Below are 20960 nucleotides of genomic sequence, written 5' to 3'. Positions count from 1 at the left end.
TTCGGCCAGGGCCTGGGTCAGGTCGCTGATGCTATTGATCTGCGGATGTTCCTTGGCCACGTTCTCTGGCAGCGCCAGGGCATAGGTATTGCTGAACTTGGACGGTGACAGCCAGACCAGGCCTTTTTTCGCATCGAGTTCTTTCACCCGGGCGTAGGACTGTTCGCTGTCGAGTTTCTCGTCGATGTGGTTGTAGGCCACCAGCGAGACTCCGGTGTACTCCCAGATCAGGTCCAACTGGCCACTTTCCTGGGCACTGCGGGCCAGGTTGCTGCCCAGGCCCCCGGTGACGCGGGTGTCGTAGCCCTTGCTGCGCAAGTACTGGGAGGTGATCTCCGCCAGCAGGGTCTGTTCGGTGAAGACCCGGGCGCCGATGCGGATCAGCGGTTTTTCCACGGCGTGGGCCAATGTGCTGAAAAGCAGGGCGCAGCCGAGTATCAGGCTTAATTTCTTCATGTCGGTTCCTTGGCTCTGACGGGCTTAAGACGGGCGCAGACCACGTTCCAGCCAAAGTCGGCTGGCCAGGGTCACCAGGCCATCGAGGAGCAAGGCCAGCAGCGCGGTGCAGGCGGCGCCGAGCAGCAGTTGCGGCTGATTGTTCAGGGCGATGCCGGGGAAAATCAGGCTGCCCAGGCTGTTGGCGCCGATCAGGAAGGCCAGGGGCGCGGTGCCGACGTTGATCGCCAGGGCCACCCGCACACCGCCGATGATGATCGGCACGGCATTGGGCAATTCGACTTTCCACAGCACCTGGCGTGGCGTCATGCCGATGCCGACCGCAGCTTCCTTGAGGGAACCCTGGACGTTCTTCAGGCCTTCATAGGTGTTGCGCACGATGGGCAGCAGGGAGGCGAGGAACAGCGCGAAAATGGCCGGGCCACTGCCGATGCCGAGGATCCCCAGAGCGATGGCCAGGACGGCCAGGGGAGGGACGGTGTTACCGATGTTGAACACTTGCATGAAGCGTTCGGCGCGTCCGACCATGCTCGGGCGGCTGAGGACGATGCCGGCGGGGATCCCCACCACCAGCGCGGCTAGCATTGAAGCCAGGACCAGGAACAGATGAGCTTGCAGGTAGAACAACAGATCGTCGCGGTAGTGTTCGATCGTAGTGATGCCGATCCAGTGGACCAGCAGGGCCAGGAGGGCGATTACCGCAGCGCCTCCTATCAGCCCTTTGCCATAGCGAATAGCCACAGGCGGACTCCTTTTTTATGTCAGCGCGCATTCTCTTGTGTGGCAGTGCCATGCCTGGCAGCCGAAAGAATGATCGCGGGAAGCAGCTCTTCGGTGCGCTGTAAACAGCGTGAGAGTGAGCCGTACGCATCGCTTTGCCAGGCTAACTTGCTGTTTTTTCTACACCTGGCGAAAGTTCGTAGCAGGGGAGTGGACGCCCCGGCCTTTTAAAAGGTTCCATCATTGGCCGAATTTGCTCGGTGCGTTGGTGCGTTCCAATGGCGGTTGTTGCCAGGATTGCCTCGCTGTATTAACGGGGTAGGCCCGGGCCTGCACCCCCGGGCAGGCCGCTGAAACCGATGGTGTGCAGGCCGGCCAGGCTGATGGGAACAACCTGGTCGGCTGCTGTTTCATCCGCTCGTGAGCGTCAGAAGGGGAGGCTGCGGCCGATCAGGGGCAGCTTGGCGGCTTCGCCTTCGAGGTGGTTGAAGGATTGCTGGCCGAGGTTCAGGCCGATCAGGCCGCCGTGGATGTAGCCAGGGTTCACGGGCGTGACCTTGGCGCTCGCTGACGAGTGCTCGATGGAGCCGCTGTTGCCGCCGACCAGGCCGCCCAGTACCTGGGCCGCAGTCCCCATGACTTTACCGGAGGCAGAGGCGTTGCTGATTCGGCCGTCGTTGAAGCCGACCAGCCCCCCCACGAAGCTTGAGTCGCCGGCTTGGACATCACCTTTGGCCGAAGCGTTGGCGAGGGTGCCGCCTTCCAGGTAGCCGATCAGGCCACCGGCGAAGGCGTTGGCCCCTCCCGTGACGTTCCCGGTGGCGTCGGCAACGTTCACCGTGGTGTTGCGGCTGTGACCGAGCAACCCGCCCAGGTACTGGCTGAATCTGTCGAGCACGCTGGCGCTGGCGCTGACATTGCTCAGGCTGGCGCCCTCGCTCTTGCCGATCAGGCCGCCGATGGCCTGCGAGTGACTGGCGTTGAGGGTGCCGCTGGCCGAGGCATTGTTCACCGAGCCTGCGCTGAGTTCGCCAATCAACCCGCCGACATTCGCCCGTGCTCCCCCGGTTACGTTGCCGGCGGCGGAAACGTTGCTGTAGCGGCTGGCCAGGCTTTTGCCAACCAGGCCACCGACTGCCTGGGCGTTGTTGCCGTTCACACTGCCACTGGCCGAGGCGTTGTTCACGGCCCCTTCGGTATTGAAGCCGATCAAGCCACCCAGGAAGGTGTTGCGACCATTGCCCCGGACGTTGACGGTGCTGTCGACAGTGCTCAGCCGGCTCGTGGAGGACCCTGTGTTGAAGCCGACCAGGCCACCCAGGTTGAGGTTGTCACCAGCCAAGGAGATCAAGCCCGTGCTGCTGCTGTTGCTGATGTTTGCCTTGCGGTTCGCACCGACCAGGCCGCCGGCGCCGTAGGCGCTTGATTGGCCGGCCATCTGCCCGGTCAGCGTGACGTCCGCCCGGCTATTGCTGATGCTGGCGATGCCTCGGCCCAGGCCGTTGTTGATGTTCTCGGCCGCCAGGCCGCCCATGACATAGGTGTAGCGGTTGCCCACCAGCGTGCCGCTGGCCGAGGATTTGTCGATGCTGCCGTCCTGCAGGTTCAGCGCGACCAGCCCACCCAGGCTGTTGGCGTGAGAAGCCCCCGTGACTTGCACCTGGCTGGCCTTGACGTTGGAGATGAGGCCCATATTGACGCCCGCCAGGGTGCCTACCAGGGTGTTGTAGTGAGTCGAACGGTCTCCACTGACCGAGACCCGGTCGAGGTTCAGGTTGCGGATTTCTCCCTGATTCACGCTGAACAGACCGACGCTGCCGCTGGTGCCGTAGACCGAGAGGTTTTCAATGCTGTTGCCCAGGCCATCGAGCACGCCCCCAAAACCGCTGCGCTCGCCCAGGGACTTGAAGCGGGCGCCGTTGCCGGAAATCTTGTTGCCCAGCACGTAGTGGCCGCTGCTGTTGCTGTCGATTTGACGCAGTTGATCCAGGTTGTGGATCACGGCGTAGTCCTGGCCGTTGGCTTTGAACAGGGCACCGGCACCGGAGAGGGTCACCGCCTTGCCGTCCTCGAGTGTGTAGCCATTATTCCCATGGTTCAGCCCCAGGCTCGCCCCGGTGCCGCTGAGGGCGATGTTGTCGTTGAGCCGGATGCCGCCGTTCTGCGCATTCAGCACGAGGCCGGCCTTGTTGCCGCTGGCGCGCAGCGCGCCTTCGACGCGAATGTCACCGCGCTCGGCGGTCAGGCTCAGGGAGTTGCCGCTCGTCCAGGTCAGCGGTGCGCTGACCGTCAGGTTGCCCTGGGTGCTGTTCAGCTCGATGTGGGTAGTGTCCAGGTTGGATGCCAGGGTGTCGGTACGCAGTGTCGACCGAGTGTTGGCTGGACCGCCGCCAGCGATCACGGCCACGTTGTTGTGGCCATTGCCCCCGATGCTCACGCCGACGCCATTGCCCCCGTTGCCGCTGCCGGTGGCATTGGCACCGACACCGATGCCGACGCCGTTGGTGGTTCCCGAGTTGGTGCCGCTGATGCCTCCGGTGATGACCAGGCCGCGTGGGGTGAGCCGGCCTGGGTTTTCGGTGCTGGCGATGCTGATGTCGTTGGCATGGATCCTCCAGGTGCCGGTCTTGCCCTGCTCGGCACGAGTGTTCACCTGTGCGGCCAACTGCACGTCGACTCTGGCCCCCTGGTTTTCCACCACGCCACCATCACCCTGGCCGCCGATGGCGCTGGCGTCCTGTCGGCCCGCGACCTGCACAATGCCGTTGTCGCCGTCGAGCACGATCCGGCCCGCCTTGTTTTGCAGGGTCTTCGCCTCGATCACGCCCTGGTTGCTGACCACCGTCCTGAGCAGGCTGTCGGCGCTCTTGGCGGTCATCAGCACCTGGCCGCCGTCGGCTTTGAGCAGGCCTCCGTTCTGTGCCAGGGCATCCACGGCACCGCTTTTGACTTGCAGGCCGAGCAGGCCGTTGCCGTTGAAGTCGAGGGTGATGTCGTTGCCCGCGCCCAGGGCCACGCTACCGACGCGCGCCTGTATCAAGCCGCTGTTGCTGACCTGCGCACCGAGCAAGGCGATGCTGCCGCCGTCGCTCGCCGTGAGGGTCCCGGCGTTGCTGATGCTGGCGCTGGAGGTGCCGCTGAAGCGGTAGTTGCCATTGAGGAAGTCCTTGTCGGTGATGTCCTGAGTGGAAGCCACCAGGCTGCCGACATCGACTTGGGCGGATTGGCCGAACACCACGCCATTGGGGTTGATCAGGAACACCTTGCCGTTGGCGTCGATCCGGCCCTGGATGTCGCTGCCCTGGGTGCCCAGGACACGGTTGAGGGCAATCGCGTTGCTACCGGGCTGCTGGAAGCTGACACGCTCATCGGCCTTGACGTTGAAGTCATTCCAGTTGGTGATCAGCTTGTTGCTTTGCTGGTTGATGGTCAGGTGTTGACCGTCGCTGGACGTCTGTATGTCGGCGTTGCCGGAGACGATGTTTCCTCCGCTCGGCAGGGCAAACGCCGGAGCCTGGAGCAACAGGCCCAGCAGCGATAGTCCGGCGCCGATCACTGCCTTGCTGCGCCCTGCCTTGCTGCGTCGGCGCGCCCCTTCGTCGGCCACGTTCCAGCAGCCCAGTGCATGGTTCCATACCAATGCATAGTTCTTGTTCATGATGCGTCCTCTTGTACATATGCTGCTGATTTTCCCCAGCAGATTGGGCAGTGCTCGGTGGCGCCGGTCGCCTGAGGCCAGGCTTGGGTGTGTTCCGTTCGCTGTTCGTCGCGCCCCGCCGAACGGTCGGGCATGCAGCCACTCGCTTCTGCGTGCTGGCAAAACTATTGCGGAGTGTTCGAGAGGGGCTGAAGTGCGGCAGGAAGTGATTTAAATGATGGGTTTAATCTATCACTTGAATATTTGAAGTTATTTAAGAGATATCCGGATGATGATTAAGATTTTTCTTGAGCTTATTGACTTGCAATAAGTATGGTTATTGTTTTGGCAAGAGCTTAGGCCGATAGCTGGCTATAGTGGGTTGAGTTTCGGGGGGCGGGCTGGCTGGTCCGGGTGGGTTTGTTTTTAAAGGCCCTGGGCCGGGGGTTTTGGGTTTGAAAGATATGGGGCTGGTTCGCGAGGGGGAGTGATAGTGTCTGTTGTTACTGCCGATTTTATTATTTTCTATTGTGTTAGTTAGTTGCTTGGGTGTGGTGTTGTTAAGTAGTAGGTTTTACGTGGTAATTAAAGATCTTAATTCTTGAGTGAAGTTGATTTTCTTGATTGCTAGTTGAGGCTAGATAAAAAGTGATGCCTTTTACTGTTCAGGCGCGAATCCCCGGGGTGTTTAGCCAATACGAAGGTCATGCCTGACATTGGAGCCCGGTTCGGAATGTCAGGGCGCCGGGTATTTGCGGGCACTATTTGTTAACATGCGCGGTTTTCTGTGTTGGCCTTTGCAATCGGCCAAAGCTACTTTTAGTCGTGTATACAGCGGTGTGCACAATCGAGATCTTAAGCGATGTCCGATAGTAAAATTGTCAACGAAGTCAACGCCAGGCGCACTTTCGCCATTATTTCCCACCCGGATGCGGGTAAGACCACCATCACCGAGAAGCTGTTGCTGATGGGCAAGGCCATTGCGGTGGCGGGTACCGTCAAATCGCGCAAGTCCGACCGCCACGCCACTTCCGACTGGATGGAGATGGAGAAGCAGCGGGGTATTTCCATTACCACGTCGGTCATGCAGTTCCCCTATCGCGAACACATGATCAACCTGCTGGACACCCCCGGCCACGAAGACTTCTCGGAAGACACCTACCGCACCCTGACCGCGGTGGACTCGGCGCTGATGGTGCTCGACGGCGGTAAGGGCGTAGAGCCACGGACCATCGCCCTGATGGACGTCTGCCGCCTGCGCGACACGCCCATCGTCAGTTTCATCAACAAACTCGACCGGGACATTCGCGACCCGATCGAACTGCTGGACGAAATCGAAGCGGTCCTGAAGATCAAGGCTGCCCCCATCACCTGGCCGATCGGTTGCTACCGCGACTTCAAGGGCGTGTACCACCTGGCCGGCGACTACATCATCGTCTACACCCCGGGCCACGGCCACGAGCGCACCGAAACCAAGATCATCGAAAAGCTCGACTCCGCCGAAGCCAGGGCCCACCTGGGTGACGAGTACGAGCGCTTCATCGAGCAGTTGGAACTGGTGCAGGGCGCCTGCCACGAGTTCAACCAGCAGGAGTTCCTCGACGGCCAGCTGACGCCGGTGTTCTTCGGGACCGCGCTGGGCAACTTCGGTGTCGACCACGTGCTCGACGCCGTGGTGGACTGGGCGCCGCTGCCGCTGGCCCGCGTTGCCAACGAGCGCAGCGTGGCACCCCAGGAAGAGAAGTTCTCGGGCTTCATCTTCAAGATCCAGGCGAACATGGACCCCAAGCACCGCGACCGCATCGCCTTCATGCGTATCTGTTCGGGCAAGTACGAGAAAGGCATGAAGATGCGCCACGTGCGCACTGGCAAGGACGTGCGCATCGGCGACGCCCTGACCTTCTTCTCCTCCGAGCGTGAGCAACTGGAAGAGGCCTATGCCGGCGACATCATCGGCCTGCACAACCACGGCACCATCCAGATCGGCGACACCTTCACCGAAGGCGAGGCGCTGGGCTTCACCGGTATCCCGCACTTCGCCCCGGAGCTGTTCCGCCGTGTGCGTCTGAAGGACCCGCTCAAGTCCAAGCAACTGCGCCAGGGCCTGCAACAGCTGGCCGAAGAAGGCGCGACCCAGGTGTTCTTCCCCGAGCGCAGCAACGACATCATCCTCGGCGCCGTGGGTGTGCTGCAGTTCGACGTGGTGGCCAGCCGCCTGAAGGAGGAATACAAGGTTGAGTGCTCCTACGAGCCGATCACCGTGTGGTCCGCCCGCTGGATCGAATGCAGCGACAAGAAGAAGCTCGAAGAGTTTTCCAACAAGGCGGTGGAAAACCTGGCCCTGGACGGCGGCGGTCACCTGACCTACCTGGCGCCGACCCGGGTCAACCTGGCGCTGATGGAAGAGCGCTGGCCGGACGTGAAATTTCGCGCCACCCGCGAACACCACTAAGTTCGCCGGCCACCCCCGAGCCCCGCTGTGCAGACAGCGGGGCTTTTTTTTGCGCGCAGGACTGGCCTGCCGCCGCCTCGTAGGCGCTGGCTTGCCAGCGAAGGCGGCGGACGCTGTTGTGCCTGGCTTGCGGGTTTCTTCGCCGGCAAGCCGGCTCCTACGGGGTGTGGTGTTCTTAAGGGAGCGCCGTTAGTCGGAAGGGCTTTGGCGGCTCGGGAATCGATAGGGAGCTATCTGGAAAAGCCGGGATATCACGACTAGGTTTCAGACAGTGCTGTGGCCGCCGCAAGGCTGGCGCGCAGCCATCGATGATTCACCTATGAAAGGATGGAATCGGCTATGAGAATTTTCCAACGCGTTGTGCTGTTGATCAAAGTGCTGGTGATGCTGTCGCTCGGAACCTCGGCGGCCTGGGCCCACAACCTGATGCAGGTGAGCGAGCCGGGTTACTCCTCGAGCCAGAGCGCACCGGTGCAGATGCTTGCCAAGTCCGAATCGGAGCCGGGCGATGAAGGTCAGGGTGGCAGTTCCGGCGATGACGACCAGACCACCGACGAGGATGACGGCGACAGCCAGGGCTAAAAGAAACCCCCGACGACGGACTGATGCGCAATCCGTCGCCGGGGGCGGGTCGAACAAGGTTCAGGCGCTCCCGGAGGCATCCGGGAGCGCCTTTTTCATGGCCGCTACAGCACGAATTGCTCGGCGTAGTGGCAGGCCACCTGGCGGCTGTCGAGCTGGCGCAGGGCCGGCTCTTCAGTGCTGCAACGCTCGGTGGCATAAGGGCAGCGCTTGTGGAAGGCGCAGCCCGGTGGTGGGTTCAGCGGGTTGGGCAGCTCGCCGACGATCTTGATCTTCGGCTTGTCCGGGTCCGGGTGGATGGTTGGTGTCGCCGACAGCAGGGCCTGGGTGTAGGGGTGCAGGGGGCGGGTGTAGATGTCCTCCTTGGGGCCCATTTCCACCGGCCGGCCGAGGTACATCACCAGCACCTGGTCGGCCACGTGGCGCACCACTGCCAGGTTGTGGGAGATGAACACGTAGGCGGTGTTGAATTCCTGCTGCAGGTCCATGAACAGGTTCAATACCTGGGCCTGGATCGATACGTCCAGGGCCGAGGTCGGTTCGTCCGCCACCAGCACCTTGGGCTGCAGCATCATTGCCCGGGCCAGGGCGATACGCTGGCGCTGCCCCCCGGAGAACATGTGCGGGTAGCGCTGGTAATGTTCGGGGCGCAGGCCTACCTGCTTCATCATCGCCTGGACTTTTTCCCGGCGTTCGGCGGCCGACAGCTTGGTGTTGATCAGCAGCGGCTCGGCCAGCTGGTCACCGATCTTCTGCCGCGGGTTGAGCGAGGCATAAGGGCTCTGGAACACCATCTGCACGTCTTTGCGCAGTTGCTTGCGCTGGGCCTTGTCGGCGCCGGCGACTTCCTGGCCGGCGATCTTCAGCGAGCCGGAAGACGGTTCCTCGATCAGGGTCAGGGCCCGCGCCAGGGTGGATTTGCCACAGCCGGATTCACCCACCACAGCCAGGGTCTTGCCGGCTTCCAGCTCGAAGGACACGCCGTTGAGTGCGCGCACGGTGGCGTGGCCCTTGAACAGGCCACGGGACACTTCGTAGTGACGGGTGAGGTCGCGGGCGGTAAGAACGACGGCCATTACGCCACCTCCTGATTCAGCGGGTAGAAGCAGCGCACCAGGCTGGCGGCTTTCGGGTCGAGGCTGGGGCGCTGGGCGCGGCAGTTGTCTTGCACGTAGGGGCAGCGCGGCGACAGCAGGCAGCCTTGAGGCCGGTCGTAGCGCCCGGGGACGATGCCCGGCAGGGTCGACAAGCGAGTGGCGCCGAGGCTGTGCTCGGGAATCGCCGCCAGCAGCGCTTCGCTGTAGGGGTGCGCGGGAATGTCGAACAGCTCCGGTACCTGGCCCACCTCAACCGCCTGGCCGGCGTACATCACGCACACCCGCTGGGCGGTTTCGGCGACCACGGCGAGGTCGTGGGTGATCAGCACCAGGCCCATGTTCTGCTCTTTCTGCAGGTTCAGCAGCAGGTCCATGATCTGCGCCTGGATGGTCACGTCCAGGGCGGTGGTGGGTTCGTCGGCGATCAGCAGCTTGGGCTCGCCGGCGATCGCCATGGCGATTGCCACCCGCTGGCTCATGCCGCCGGACAGTTGGTGCGGGTAGGCGTCCATGCGGCTGGCGGCGCCGGGGATCTCGACCTTTTCCAGCAGTTCGATGGCGCGCTTGCGTGCGGCCTTGCTGGACATCTTCAGGTGCAGGCGCAGCACTTCCTCGATCTGGAAGCCCACGGTGTAGCTGGGGTTCAACGCGGTCATCGGGTCCTGGAAGACCATGGCCAGGTCCTTGCCGACGATCTGCCGGCGCTGGCGCGCGCTGAGCTTGAGCATGTCGCGGCCGTCGAAGCTTAGGGCATCGGCGGTGACGATGCCGGGGTGCTCGATCAGGCCCATCAAGGCCATCATGGTCACCGATTTGCCGGAGCCGGACTCGCCGACGATGGCCAGCACTTCGCCCTTGTCGACCTTGAGGTCGAGGCCGTCGACCACCGGCACCGCAGTGGCGTCGCCGAAGTGGACATTGAGATTCTTGATTTCTAGCAGTGACATGGGAATCTCCTCAGGCGGCGTTCTTGAGTTTCGGATCCAGCGCATCGCGCAGGCCGTCGCCCATCAGGTTGATTGCCAGCACGCTGAGCAAAATGGTCAGGCCCGGCAGGCTCACGACCCACCAGGCGCGTTCGATGTAGTCCCGGGCCGAGGCCAGCATGGTGCCCCACTCCGGAGTCGGCGGTTGCACGCCCAGGCCGAGGAAGCCCAGGGCGGCGGCGTCGAGGATCGCCGAGGAGAAGCTCAGGGTGGCCTGGACGATCAGCGGTGCCATGCAGTTGGGCAGCACGGTGATGAACATCAGGCGTGGCAGGCCGGCACCGGCCAGGCGCGCGGCGGTCACGTAGTCGCGGTTGAGTTCGCCCATCACTGCGGCGCGGGTCAGGCGTACATAGGACGGCAGGGACACCACGGCAATGGCGATCACGGTATTGATCAGGCCTGGGCCGAGGATGGCGACGATGGCCACGGCCAGCAGCAGCGAGGGCAGGGCCAGCATGATGTCCATCAGGCGCATGATGGTCGGGCCCAGCAAACGCGGGAAGAAGCCGGCGAACAGCCCGAGGAGGATCCCCGGGATCAGCGACATCACCACCGACGACAGGCCGATCAGCAGCGACAGGCGCGAACCCTGGATCAGGCGCGAGAGCAGGTCGCGGCCCAGTTCATCGGTGCCCAGCAGGAACTGCATCTGGCCGCCTTCGAGCCAGGCCGGAGGGGTCAGCAGGAAGTCGCGGTACTGCTCGCTGGGGTTGTGCGGCGCCACCCAGGGCGCGAACAGTGCGCAGAACACGATCAGCAGCATGAACAGCAGGCCGGCCACCGCGCCCTTGTTGCGGGAGAAGTGCTGCCAGAATTCTTTGTAGACGGACGGATAGAGCAGGCTTTGATCGACTGCTACTGAGGAAGTTGAAGTGCTCATTAGTCTTGATCTCAGCGCTGATGACGGATGCGTGGGTTGGCAAAGCCGTAGAGGATGTCCACCACGAAGTTGACCATGATCACCAGGCAGGCGATCAGCAGGATGCCGTTCTGCACCACGGGATAGTCCCGGGCGCCGATGGCTTCGATCAGCCACTTGCCGATGCCCGGCCAGGAAAAGATGGTTTCGGTCAGGACCGCACCGGCCAGCAGGGTGCCGACTTGCAGGCCGACCACGGTCAGCACCGGAATCAACGCGTTGCGCAGGCCGTGGACGAACACCACCCGAGCCGGCGACAGGCCCTTGGCCTTGGCGGTACGGATGTAGTCCTCACGCAGCACTTCGAGCATCGAGGAGCGGGTCATCCGCGCGATCACCGCCAGCGGAATGGTGCCCAGCACGATGGCGGGCAGGATCAGGTGTTGCAGGGCGTCGAAGAAGGCGTCGGTGTCTTTGGCCAGCAGGGTGTCGATGAGCATGAAGCCGGTTTTCGGCTCGATGTCGTAGAGCAGGTCGATACGCCCGGAAACCGGGGTCCAGCCCAGGCTTACCGAGAAGAACATGATCAGGATCAGGCCCCACCAGAAGATCGGCATCGAATACCCCGCCAGCGAGATCCCCATTACCCCATGGTCGAACAGCGACCCTCGCTTCAAGGCGGCGATCACCCCGGCCAGCAGGCCGAGCACGCCGGCGAACAGCAGGGCGGCCATGGACAGTTCCAGGGTCGCGGGGAACAGCGAGGTGAATTCGCTCCAGACGCTGGTGCGGGTGCGCAGGGACTCGCCCAGGTCGCCGTGGGCCAGCTTGCCGATGTAGTCCAGGTACTGGGCGTACAGCGGCTTGTTCAATCCAAGGCGTTCCATTGCCTGGGCATGCATCTCAGGGTCGACCCGACGCTCGCCCATCATGACTTCCACGGGGTCGCCGGGAATCATGCGTATCAAGGCGAAGGTCAGCAAGGTGATGCCGAAGAATGTGGGTATCAGCAACCCCACACGGCGGGCAATAAAACTAAACATCTTCTGAAGTACCTCAATCAGCCGGTTAGGCGTTCCCGCCATCCTTGGGGTCAAGGACGGCGGGCGTTTCTTATTACTTCACTTGGGTGGTAGCGAAGTTGTTAGTGGTCAGGGGGCTAATGTGATAACCCTCGACGTTCTTGCGCATGGCGGTGAACATTTTCGGATAGGCCATGGGGATCCACGGTTGATCCTGTTCGAAAACCAGCATGGCCTTTTCATAGAGCTCGGCGCGTTTGGCGGGTTCAGCGTCGGAGCGTGCTTCGTCGATCAGATCCTGGAACGTCTTGTTGCACCAGCGGGCGTAGTTTTCGCCGTTTTTCGCCGCGTCACAACTCAGGTTCGGGGTCAGGAAGTTGTCCGGATCGCCGTTGTCCCCGGCCCAGCCCGCCGACACCATATCGTGTTCGCCGTTTTTCGCACGCTTGAGCATCTCGCCCCACTCCATCACGCGGATGTCGAGCTTGAGGCCCACCTTGGCCAGGTCGGCCTGCATCATCTGTGCGCCGAGCATCGGGTTGGGGTTGGTCGGGCCGCCGCCGTTGCGGGTGAACAGGGTGATAACCGTACCCTCCGGTACGCCGGCTTCCTTGAGCAGCGCGCGGGCCTTGTCCAGATCCCGGGGCGGGTTCTTCAGGCTGTTGTTGAAGCCCAGCAGGGTCGGCGGATACGGGCCGGTGGCCACCAGGGCGTTGCCCTTGCCGTACAGGCTGTTGACGTAGGCTTCCTTGTCGAAGGCGATGTCGATGGCCTTGCGCACTCGCACGTCGCTCATGTACTTGCGCGTGGTGTTCATGGCGATGTAGCCGGTGGTCATGGCGGCCAGCTCGTCGACCTTGAGGTTGGCGTCGGCCTTGATGCTGGGAATGTCATCGGGCTTGGGGTACAGGGCGATCTGGCATTCGTTGGCCTTGAGTTTCTGCAGGCGCACGTTGTTATCGGTGGTGATCGCCAGCACCAGCGGGTCGGCCGGCGGCTTGCCGCGGAAGTAGTCCGGGTTGGCCTTGAAGCGTACCTGGGCGTCCTTGGCATAGCGGGTGAAGATGAACGGGCCGGTGCCGATGGGCTTGCTGTTGAGCTCAGAGGTCTTGCCTTCCTTGAGCAGCTTGTCGGCGTATTCGGCCGGGAAGATCGACGAGAAGGCCATGGCCACGTCGGCGAGGAAAGGGGCTTCGCGGCGGGTCAGGGTGAAGACCACGGTGTGGTCGTCGATCTTCTCGACGCTTTTCAGCAGTTCCTTGAAGCCCATGCTTTCGAAATAGGGGAAGCCCACGCTGGACTTGTCATGCCAGGGGTGCTTCGGGTCAAGCTGGCGCTGGAAGCTCCAGAGCACGTCGTCGGCGTTCATCTCGCGCGTCGGGGTGAAGTAGTCGGTGCTGTGGAATTTGACGCCCTTGCGCAGATGGAAGGTGTATTGCAGGCCGTCGGGGCTGATGTCCCAGGATTCGGCCAGGGCCGGCTCGATGTCAGTGGTGCCGGGCTTGAAGTCCACCAGGCGGTTGAAGATGGTTTCCGCCACTGCGTCGGCCGTGACTGCAGTCGTGTACTGGACCATATCGAAGCCTTCCGGGCTGGCTTCGGTACAGACCACCAAGGGTTTGGCTGTGGCGCCCAGGGCGACGCTCAGCAAGGCGGCGCCAACGGCCGCTTTCAGGGGAAGCATTTTCATCAGGAACCCTCTGCAATCGATTGAACCAGATTAGCTTGAATGGCGGATTCGTCATGAATCCGCCCTTCAACTGGTGGGTTAGAGAATATTGAACGGGATGGTGGTAACCAGTCGGAATTCATTGATGTTGCCGTCGGCCTGGTTCTCGCTGGCGCGGTGCGTGGTGTAGGTGGCACGGATCGCGGTGGCTTTCAGCGGGCCGCTCTGTACGGCGTAGGAAGCACCGATGCCGTATTCGTAGTGGTGCTCGCCGTCCATGGTGCGTACGCCATAGACCGTACCGTCTGCCTTGACGCCGCTGTAGGCGGTGCCGTTGTAGTGGGTACCGTCGATGCCCCAGCCACGGGCCTGGTAGATGTTGAACTTGAGGCCGGGTACGCCGTACTCGGCCATGTTCAGGCCGTAGGCGATCTGGAAGGATTTCTCGTTCGGGCCGTTGAAGTCCGAGAGCAGGGAGTTGGCCAGGTAGATGCCGTTGGTTTCGTGCAGGTAGTCGAAGTACTCGTTACCGTTAATTTCCTGGTACGAGAAGGTCAGGCTGTGGGCCTGGTGGGTCAGGCCGAGCGACAGCGAGTAGGTGTCGTTGTCGATCTCGCCCATCTTCTTCTTGCCGGTATCGACGGTCTTGTAATAGTTCAGGCCGGTGGTCAGGCTCAGCACCGAGCTGTCGCCCAGCTCGTGGGTGGCGCCGAAGTAGTACTGGTTCCAGAAGTCTTCCACCTTGGAGGCGTAGAGGCTGGTCTTCAGGCTTTTCAGCGGCTGGTAGTTGGCGCCGACCAGGCTTACGCGATCGGTCTCGGCACCGTTGCTGTTGTACTCGGAGCTGAACTTGGACAGGCTCTGTTCGGTCCGTGGCGATACCCGGTCGAAGCTGCCGGCGTCGAACGACAGGTTGTTGAACTCTTCGCTGTGGATGCTCACCCCTTCAAAGCTCGAAGGCAGCGGACGGTTGCCGATGACGTCGACGATCGGCGTGCTGAAGTTCTGCCGGCCGGCGGTCAGGGTGGTGTTGGACACGCGGAACTTGACGTTGGCCAGGCCCAGCTTGCTCCACTGGCCCACGGCGTCGCCGTCGGAGTGGGTCAGGGTGCGGTTGTTCTTGCCGGCGATGTCCTTGCGGTCACGATCCAGAGCAATAGCGTTGTAGGCGGCGACTTCCGTGCTGACGCCAACGGTGCCTTCAGTGAAACCCGAGGTGTAGTTGAGGATGGTGCCCTGGACCCAGTTGATACGGCGCGGGGTCGAGGTCTCTACACCATTGTGGTTGTACGAAAAACGGTCGTTACGACGTTTCAGCTCGTTGGCGTACCAGTTGCGCGTGGTACCCGACAGGCTCTGCCCTTCGATAAAACCCTTGGTCTCAGCCTGGGCACTGGTGGCGTTCAGTTCAGTCGGGACGAAGTCCTGGCTGACGTTCTCCGCATAGGCCGAGGCGGTGATGCTACTGATAGCCAAGGCTAACAATGCGCTGCTGCTCAGTTTCATGGGTGAAGCTCCTTTGTTTTCTTTTTTAAATGCCGGTTTTTTTGGGCCGGCTGGTTTTTGGAACTCATTCAAGGCATCGCAAACGTTTGCATGTGGCTTGATCGCCGAATTCAGGCAAAGCGTCTGCGTGAGGGCGAAAATCGCCCCCAGGGTTTTGGCTCATCGGTTATGGGGCTAGGCTGACACCCGAAAAGGCGTTGCGGCCGAAAGGACTGACCTTGAAACCTTCGACTTTCGCGCTCAGCGGCTGGTTGATCGTCGAGTGGGCCACCGGTGTGATAGGGACCTGTTGCTTGAGCAGTTGCTGGGCCTGTTTGTACAGCAGGCTGCGCTGTTCACGGTCGGTGACGACCTTGGCCTGCTTGATCAGCTTGTCGTACTGCGGGTTGCACCACATGGAGTAGTTGTTGCCGCCAATGGCGTCGCAGCTGTACAGCGTGCCCAGCCAGTTGTCCGGGTCACCGTTGTCGCCGGTCCAGCCGATCAGGCTGATGTCATGCTCGCCGTTCTTGGTGCGCTTGATGTACTCGCCCCACTCGTAGCTGACGATCTTCACCTTGAGGCCGATCTTCGCCCAGTCGGACTGCAGCATCTCGGCCATCAGCTTGGCGTTGGGGTTGTAGGGGCGTTGTACCGGCATGGCCCAGAGGGTGATTTGCGTGCCTTCCTTGACCCCGGCGGCCTTGAGCAGCTCCCGGGCTTTTTCCGGGTTGTAGGCGGCGTCCTTGATGGTTTCGTCGTAGGACCACTGGGTCGGTGGCATGGCGTTGACTGCCAGCTGCCCGGCACCCTGGTACACGGCGTTGAGGATGCTTGGCTTGTTCACCGCCATGTCCAGCGCCTGGCGCACTTCGAGCTGGTCGAAGGGTTTGTGCTGCACGTTGTAGGCGATGTAGCCCAGATTGAACCCGGGCTTTTCGATGACTTGCAGTTTCGGGTCGTTTTTCAGCGTGTCGATATCGGCGGGGCGCGGGTGCAGGGTCACCTGGCATTCGCCGGCCCGCAGCTTTTGTACCCGTACCGAGGCGTCGGTGTTGATGGCGAAGATCAGCCGGTCGAGCTTGACCCGGCTTGGGTCCCAGTAGTGCGGGTTGGCGCTGTAGCGGATCTGCGAGTCTTTCTGATAACGCTGGAACACGAAGGGCCCGGTGCCGATGGGTTTCTGGTTGATCTGGCTCGGGGTGCCGGCCTGGAGCAGTTGCTCGGCGTATTCGGCGGAAAGGATCGCGGCGAAGCTCATGGCCAGGTTCTGGATGAAGGCCGCGTCCACGGTATTGAGGGTCATGACTACGGTCAGCGGGTCGGTCTTTTCGACCCGGGCGATGTTCTTGTTCAGGCTCATGCCGTTGAAGTAGGGAAACTCCGTCGGGTAAGCCTTGCGGAACGGATGTTCGGCGTCGAGCATGCGGTTGAAGGTGAACAGTACGTCGTCGGCGTTGAGGTCTCGGCTCGGCTTGAAATAGGGCGTGCTATGGAACTTCACCCCTTCGCGCAGGTGAAAGCTGTAGGTGAGGCCGTCCTCGGAAATGTCCCAGCTCTTGGCCAGCGCTGGCAGCACGTTGGTGGCACCTCTTTCGAACTCCACCAGGCGGTTGTACAGCGGCTCGGCGGCATCGTTGTCGGTAGCAGTGGTGTATTGGGCGGTGTCAAAGCCCGCCGGGCTGCCTTCGGAACAGAACACCAGGCTGCGTTCGGCGGCGGTGCCGAACGAACTGGCGGCCAACAGGCCGCTGCCCAGCAGGGCCGGGAAAATCCAGGAATGACGCATGACCGTACTTCTCCATTTTTGTTGTGATGAACAATGGGCCATGACTCCTTCCTGGAGCCTGTACAGGCCATTGATGCCAAACCACTACGTGCGGCAGGTGCCCGTTGGCAGACGCAGCTTCGCCTTGCACCGACCTTGAGGGTCGAGGGCCGGGCGGTAACTGCGTCGAACCTGAAATGCCTGTAGGAATCGGCTCTGAATTCGCAAGACAGTGCGCCAGTGGCGGGTCGTTGCGCAGTAGAGACCGAGCTCCAGCGGGCCGGGCTGGTAAAGCAACGGCGACGTCATGGACGTCGCCGTTGCAGAACCTTATTTGCCGATGCTGACGCCGTAGAAGGAGTTCAAGCCAAAGGGGCTGATTTTGAAATCCTGCACGTTGGCGCGCATGGGTTGGAACACCGTCGAGTGAGCGATAGGTGTCATCGGTACTGCATCTTTGAGGATGTGTTGCGCCTGCTTGTACAGCTCGGTGCGCTTGGCTACATCAGAGGTAGCCTTGGCTTGCTTGATCAGGGCGTCGTAAGGCTTGTCGCACCATTTCGAGAAGTTATTGCCGTTCATTGCATCGCAACCGAACAGGGTGCCGAGCCAGTTGTCGGGGTCACCATTGTCGCCGCTCCAGCCGATGATCATCGCCTGGTTCTCGCCGCCCTTGGAGCGCTTGATGTACTCGCCCCACTCGTAGCTGACGATGTTCACTTTCAGGCCGATCTTCGCCCAGTCCGACTGCAGCATTTCGGCCATCAGCTTGGCGTTGGGGTTGTAGGGACGCTGTACCGGCATGGCCCACAGGGTGATCTGGGTGCCTTCCTTGATGCCGGCTTCCTTGAGCAGCTCCTTGGCTTTCTCGGGGTCGTACTTGGCGTCCTTGATGGTGGTGTCATAGGACCACTGGGTTGGAGGCATGGCGTTGACCGCCAGCTGGCCGGCGCCCTGGTACACCGAATCGATGATCTGCGGCTTGTTCACCGCCATGTCCAGCGCCTGGCGCACCTTGAGGTCGGCCAGCGGGTTGGCATCGGTACGGCCCTTGAGGACCGGCATCACGTTGTAGGCGATGTAGCCGAGGTTGAAGCCTGCCTGTTCAGGCATCTTCAGGGTCTTGTCTTCCTTGAGGGCCTTGAGGTCGGCCGGACGCGGGAAGAGGGTGACCTGGCATTCGTTCTTCTTCAGCTTCTGGATACGCACCGAGGGGTCGGTGGTGATGGCAAAGATCAGGTTGTCGATCTTCACGTCTTCAGGCTTCCAGTAGTCCTTGTTGCCGGTGTAGCGGATGTTCGAGTCTTTCTGGTAGCTCTTGAACACGAAGGGGCCAGTGCCGATCGGCTTCTGGTTGATGTCGCTGGCCTTGCCTTCCTTGAGCAGCTTGTCGGCGTATTCGGCGGACTGGATCGAGGCGAAGCTCATGGCCAGGTTCTGGATGAAGGCTGCGTCCACGGTCTTGAGGGTGAACTTGACGGTCTTGTCGTCGACTTTCTCGACCTTGGTGATGTTGGTGTCCATCCCCATGTCGGTGAAATACGGGAATTCGGTGGGGTAGGCCTTACGGAACGGCATGTCCTTGTCGATCATGCGGTTGAAGGTGAACAGCACGTCGTCGGCGTTGAAAGTACGGGTCGGGGTGAAGTACGGCGTGGTGTGGAACTTGACGCCTTCGCGCAGGTGGAAGGTGTAGGTCAGACCGTCGTCCGAGATGTCCCAACTGGTGGCCAGGCCCGGAATGACCGCGGTGCCGCCACGTTCGAACTGGCTGAGGCGGTTGTAGAGGGTTTCGGCTGAGGCGTCGAAGTCGGTTCCGGTGGTGTACTGGCCAGGGTCGAAACCGGCCGGGCTCCCTTCAGAGCAGAACACCAGGTTAGTCGCCGCTTGGGCGAAGGGTGCGCTGGCGAGCAAGCCGGCGCTGACTAATAACGGAAGGACTGCTTTCTTGAACATGGTGGCCTCATGATTTGTTGTCATTTTTGGTGTAGAGGGCGACCTTGTGAGTCGACCCGCCGATACTTATGCAGCCCTCATACCCAATGCAAGATGCAGGGCTGCCACAAGTCTCAAAGAGTGGAACGAACGTACAGGAATGACGCATTTGTATAAATCTTGACGCATTTGATCGTTTGCGCCGGTGTTTTGTGGTGCATGCGCTGCCTTTTCACGGGGCAATCGAAGCCCATCGCGCCCACTCTTGGTGCGGTGCTGGCTGGTGTGCCGGGTGATGCTTGGCCCAGGCGCCCGGCCTTGTCTGACCGGATGGAGGTGGGCGGCTGGGTGAGGGAGGCCGTGGAGAACGGATGCCCGCAATTTTGCTGGCGATGGCGCGTGCTCGGCACATCGTCGCAGGTGCTGAATTCGGGGCTCGCAGTGAGGTTGTCACTGTGGAGGTCGCTGCGGGTTTGTGACGGCGTAGTGCCGCGGATCAGACCAGTTGTCTGCCAAACCTGGAGCGGAAAGGTCTTATCCATGCAAACCTCATTTTTTCTTTTTCTAGGGCATATCTGAGGATTGGCCTTGTGGGCCATGGAAACTCGCCTTCTTATGGGGAGTGGATGCAGCCCCATGGACCCTGTGCGGCGACGGCGATCGCTTTGTTGTGTTGTTGATAGTCGATTCGCCGATGCCGAAATTAAGTCATGCTGAAATCGTGGTCAACGAAAATTAAGCGTGACTAACATTTCTCCTTGTGCACAGGTTTGTCCCAGGGGTTCGACTGACGGCCGTGCGCTGGGCTCAGGCCGCGGAATGGTCGTCGAACAGGCCCATGGTGGTGACGGTCAGGACTTCTGCCGGGCCATTGCCGACGTTGGCCAGGCAATGAGTCTTGGTGGCGTCGAAGTGCACCGAGTCACCGGCACTCAGGGGATATTGACTGCCCTCGATGGTGTAGACGATCTGTCCTGAAAGCACGTAGGAGAACTCCGAGCCGTCATGGGAAATCAGCTCGGACTGGTAGCCCACCGGTATGTTCATCTTGACCGCGTTGATCAGGTTTCCGGGAAAGGAGCTGGACAGGCGCTCGTAGGCCAGTGGCTGGCCTTCGATGGTGTAGCGCACCCGCTTGCCGTCGTGGGAGTCGGGTTGCGCCTGGATCGGCTGGTCGAACAGGGCGTTCAGCGGAACGTTCAGAGACTTGGCGATATTGACCAGGGAAGAGATCGATACACCCGTGAGATTACGCTCTGCCTGGGAGAGGAAGCTGGCGGTCAGACCGGATTCGCTGGCGATCTGGCGCAGGGTTTTCTTGGCGGCGCGGCGATAGCGACGCAGGCGTTCGCCGATGCGATCTGCGGTCATTGAAGAGACTCTTATAGGAAAGAAGCAGTATACCCGGCGGACGTCAGCAACATCTGAGCCGCTGCGTACCGGGGGGCATAACTCTAACACCACAAAGCCGGGTTCCCCCGGGTCCGGGTTGAAATAGCCGGTAACGAAAAACGGCGATAACCTTGATGCCGAAGGTTATCGCCGTTGGAAGACGGAGGGAAAAGGTCAGGGCATCAGCACTTCGATGGCGCCGTCGGCGGTCATGCTGACCTGGCTGGTGCCGGCCTCGACTTCTGGTGTCACTGGGGCCGAATCCATGCTGGCGGCCTTCATCATCATCGGCGCGCGCATGTAAGGCTGTGGATAACCATTGCTGTTGAGGTTCAGGTTGACGATCTTGTAGCCCTTGCCGCCCAGAGCCTCGGTGGCCAGTTGCGCACGGGCCTTGAAGGCCTTGACCGCATCCTTGAGCAACGCGTCTTCGCTGGCCTTGCGGGTCGGGTCGGCGATGGCGAAGTCCATGCCACCCATCTTCAGGTCGCCCAGCAGTTCACCGGTGAGCTTGGACAGCGCGGCGAAGTCGGAGCTTTCCAGGCGCAGTTCGGCGCGCTCACGCCAGCCTGTGATCTTCTGGCCCTTGCCGTCGTAGATCGGGTAGCTGTTGCGGCTGCCCTGGCGCAGGGTCACGTCCTTGACCTGGCGCGCCTGGTCCAGGGCCTTGTTCATGGTGGTGGTGATTTCTGCGGCGAGCTTGGCCGGGTCGGTGTTCTGCGATTCGCTGTAGAGGGTCACGATCATCAGATCCCGAGCCACTTCCTGGCTGACTTCGGCGCGCAGGGAAATCTGGTTGTAGTGCAGTTCATCGGCGGCCAGGGCGGGCAGGCTGGTGAGGGTGCCGGCGCTGAGAGCGAGAAGGGCGACGCTGCGACTGAAATGCTGCATGAAAAC

Annotated in this window: 16 protein-coding genes; 2 read left to right on the top strand and 14 right to left on the bottom strand. The window is 61.6% G+C overall.

What is annotated here, in order from left to right; translation table 11 throughout:
• From F6S12_RS05905 to F6S12_RS05895, 3 genes are all read right to left on the bottom strand, one after another.
• On the bottom strand, window positions 1-456 hold a 456-nt coding region (locus F6S12_RS05905), incomplete at its 3' end, for a glycine betaine ABC transporter substrate-binding protein (protein WP_315868784.1).
• A 24-nt stretch (window positions 457-480) separates the two neighbouring features.
• Window positions 481-1197, bottom strand: a complete 717-nt coding sequence (locus F6S12_RS05900; RefSeq protein ID WP_011059227.1) for an ABC transporter permease — start codon at window positions 1195-1197, stop codon at window positions 481-483.
• A gap of 406 nt (window positions 1198-1603) precedes the next feature.
• Window positions 1604-4834, bottom strand: a complete 3231-nt coding sequence (locus F6S12_RS05895) for a GLUG motif-containing protein (protein WP_152685947.1) — start codon at window positions 4832-4834, stop codon at window positions 1604-1606.
• A gap of 841 nt (window positions 4835-5675) precedes the next feature.
• On the opposite strand from F6S12_RS05895, the gene F6S12_RS05890 reads away from it, so the two are divergent.
• Together F6S12_RS05890 and F6S12_RS05885 are read left to right on the top strand one after the other, a co-directional pair.
• Entirely contained in the window at window positions 5676-7265 is a 1590-nt protein-coding gene (locus tag F6S12_RS05890; RefSeq protein ID WP_053149026.1) for a peptide chain release factor 3, read from the top strand.
• Window positions 7266-7604: 339 nt separating this feature from the next.
• Window positions 7605-7847: a hypothetical protein gene (locus F6S12_RS05885; protein WP_015634142.1), complete on the top strand. Its 243-nt coding sequence runs from the start codon at window positions 7605-7607 to the stop codon at window positions 7845-7847.
• A gap of 104 nt (window positions 7848-7951) precedes the next feature.
• On the opposite strand, the gene F6S12_RS05880 is transcribed toward F6S12_RS05885, so the two are convergent.
• The 11 genes from F6S12_RS05880 to F6S12_RS05830 all read right to left on the bottom strand — a co-directional run bounded on the left by F6S12_RS05880 (window position 7952) and on the right by F6S12_RS05830 (window position 20954).
• The gene (locus F6S12_RS05880; protein ID WP_011059230.1) at window positions 7952-8923 is read right to left on the bottom strand and encodes a peptide ABC transporter ATP-binding protein; all 972 of its coding nucleotides are present in this window, start codon (window positions 8921-8923) and stop codon (window positions 7952-7954) included.
• Window positions 8923-9891, bottom strand: coding sequence for an ABC transporter ATP-binding protein (locus F6S12_RS05875; RefSeq protein ID WP_315868783.1), 969 nt, complete (start codon window positions 9889-9891; stop codon window positions 8923-8925). The genes F6S12_RS05880 and F6S12_RS05875 overlap by 1 nt, the downstream gene beginning before the upstream one ends.
• Before the next feature lie 10 nt (window positions 9892-9901).
• A complete protein-coding gene (locus tag F6S12_RS05870; RefSeq protein ID WP_015634145.1) occupies window positions 9902-10813 on the bottom strand; it encodes an ABC transporter permease subunit in 912 nt (303 codons plus the stop codon).
• An 11-nt stretch (window positions 10814-10824) separates the two neighbouring features.
• Window positions 10825-11835: an ABC transporter permease subunit gene (locus F6S12_RS05865; RefSeq protein WP_011059233.1), complete on the bottom strand. Its 1011-nt coding sequence runs from the start codon at window positions 11833-11835 to the stop codon at window positions 10825-10827.
• A gap of 73 nt (window positions 11836-11908) precedes the next feature.
• Window positions 11909-13504: an ABC transporter substrate-binding protein gene (locus F6S12_RS05860; protein ID WP_011059234.1), complete on the bottom strand. Its 1596-nt coding sequence runs from the start codon at window positions 13502-13504 to the stop codon at window positions 11909-11911.
• Between the two features lie 78 nt (window positions 13505-13582).
• Window positions 13583-14989, bottom strand: a complete 1407-nt coding sequence (locus F6S12_RS05855; protein ID WP_011059235.1) for an OprD family porin — start codon at window positions 14987-14989, stop codon at window positions 13583-13585.
• Between the two features lie 166 nt (window positions 14990-15155).
• A complete protein-coding gene (locus F6S12_RS05850) occupies window positions 15156-16757 on the bottom strand; it encodes an ABC transporter substrate-binding protein (protein ID WP_011059236.1) in 1602 nt (533 codons plus the stop codon).
• Window positions 16758-17066: 309 nt separating this feature from the next.
• On the bottom strand, window positions 17067-18692 hold the full coding sequence (locus tag F6S12_RS05845) for an ABC transporter substrate-binding protein (protein ID WP_011059237.1): 1626 nt from the start codon (window positions 18690-18692) through the stop codon (window positions 17067-17069).
• Between the two features lie 113 nt (window positions 18693-18805).
• Window positions 18806-19213, bottom strand: a complete 408-nt coding sequence (locus F6S12_RS05840; RefSeq protein ID WP_041751953.1) for a hypothetical protein — start codon at window positions 19211-19213, stop codon at window positions 18806-18808.
• A gap of 265 nt (window positions 19214-19478) precedes the next feature.
• Window positions 19479-20042: a helix-turn-helix domain-containing protein gene (locus F6S12_RS05835; protein ID WP_015634148.1), complete on the bottom strand. Its 564-nt coding sequence runs from the start codon at window positions 20040-20042 to the stop codon at window positions 19479-19481.
• A 195-nt stretch (window positions 20043-20237) separates the two neighbouring features.
• Window positions 20238-20954 (bottom strand): SIMPL domain-containing protein, encoded by a 717-nt coding sequence (locus F6S12_RS05830; protein WP_011059238.1) that lies wholly within the window; start codon window positions 20952-20954, stop codon window positions 20238-20240.
• Window positions 20955-20960: the final 6 nt, after the last annotated feature.

Source organism: Pseudomonas sp. JV245A, from assembly GCF_032424515.1.
GTDB classification, from domain to species: domain Bacteria; phylum Pseudomonadota; class Gammaproteobacteria; order Pseudomonadales; family Pseudomonadaceae; genus Aquipseudomonas; species Aquipseudomonas protegens.
Note: the sequence above shows the minus strand (reverse complement) of the source record. Positions and strands in the feature narration are given on the sequence as shown.

Excerpts from the sequence above, each read along its gene's own strand:
- F6S12_RS05855 (WP_011059235.1), bottom strand. The coding sequence starts at position 14,989 with ATGAAACTGAGCAGCAGCGCATTGTTAGCCTTGGCTATCAGTAGCATC.
- F6S12_RS05865 (WP_011059233.1), bottom strand. The coding sequence starts at position 11,835 with ATGTTTAGTTTTATTGCCCGCCGTGTGGGGTTGCTGATACCCACATTC.
- F6S12_RS05835 (WP_015634148.1), bottom strand. The coding sequence starts at position 20,042 with ATGACCGCAGATCGCATCGGCGAACGCCTGCGTCGCTATCGCCGCGCC.
- F6S12_RS05860 (WP_011059234.1), bottom strand. The coding sequence starts at position 13,504 with ATGAAAATGCTTCCCCTGAAAGCGGCCGTTGGCGCCGCCTTGCTGAGC.
- F6S12_RS05830 (WP_011059238.1), bottom strand. The coding sequence starts at position 20,954 with ATGCAGCATTTCAGTCGCAGCGTCGCCCTTCTCGCTCTCAGCGCCGGC.
- F6S12_RS05895 (WP_152685947.1), bottom strand. The coding sequence starts at position 4,834 with ATGAACAAGAACTATGCATTGGTATGGAACCATGCACTGGGCTGCTGG.
- F6S12_RS05875 (WP_315868783.1), bottom strand. The coding sequence starts at position 9,891 with ATGTCACTGCTAGAAATCAAGAATCTCAATGTCCACTTCGGCGACGCC.
- F6S12_RS05870 (WP_015634145.1), bottom strand. The coding sequence starts at position 10,813 with ATGAGCACTTCAACTTCCTCAGTAGCAGTCGATCAAAGCCTGCTCTAT.
- F6S12_RS05885 (WP_015634142.1), top strand. The coding sequence starts at position 7,605 with ATGAGAATTTTCCAACGCGTTGTGCTGTTGATCAAAGTGCTGGTGATG.
- F6S12_RS05890 (WP_053149026.1), top strand. The coding sequence starts at position 5,676 with ATGTCCGATAGTAAAATTGTCAACGAAGTCAACGCCAGGCGCACTTTC.
- F6S12_RS05840 (WP_041751953.1), bottom strand. The coding sequence starts at position 19,213 with ATGGATAAGACCTTTCCGCTCCAGGTTTGGCAGACAACTGGTCTGATC.
- F6S12_RS05850 (WP_011059236.1), bottom strand. The coding sequence starts at position 16,757 with ATGCGTCATTCCTGGATTTTCCCGGCCCTGCTGGGCAGCGGCCTGTTG.
- F6S12_RS05845 (WP_011059237.1), bottom strand. The coding sequence starts at position 18,692 with ATGTTCAAGAAAGCAGTCCTTCCGTTATTAGTCAGCGCCGGCTTGCTC.
- F6S12_RS05880 (WP_011059230.1), bottom strand. The coding sequence starts at position 8,923 with ATGGCCGTCGTTCTTACCGCCCGCGACCTCACCCGTCACTACGAAGTG.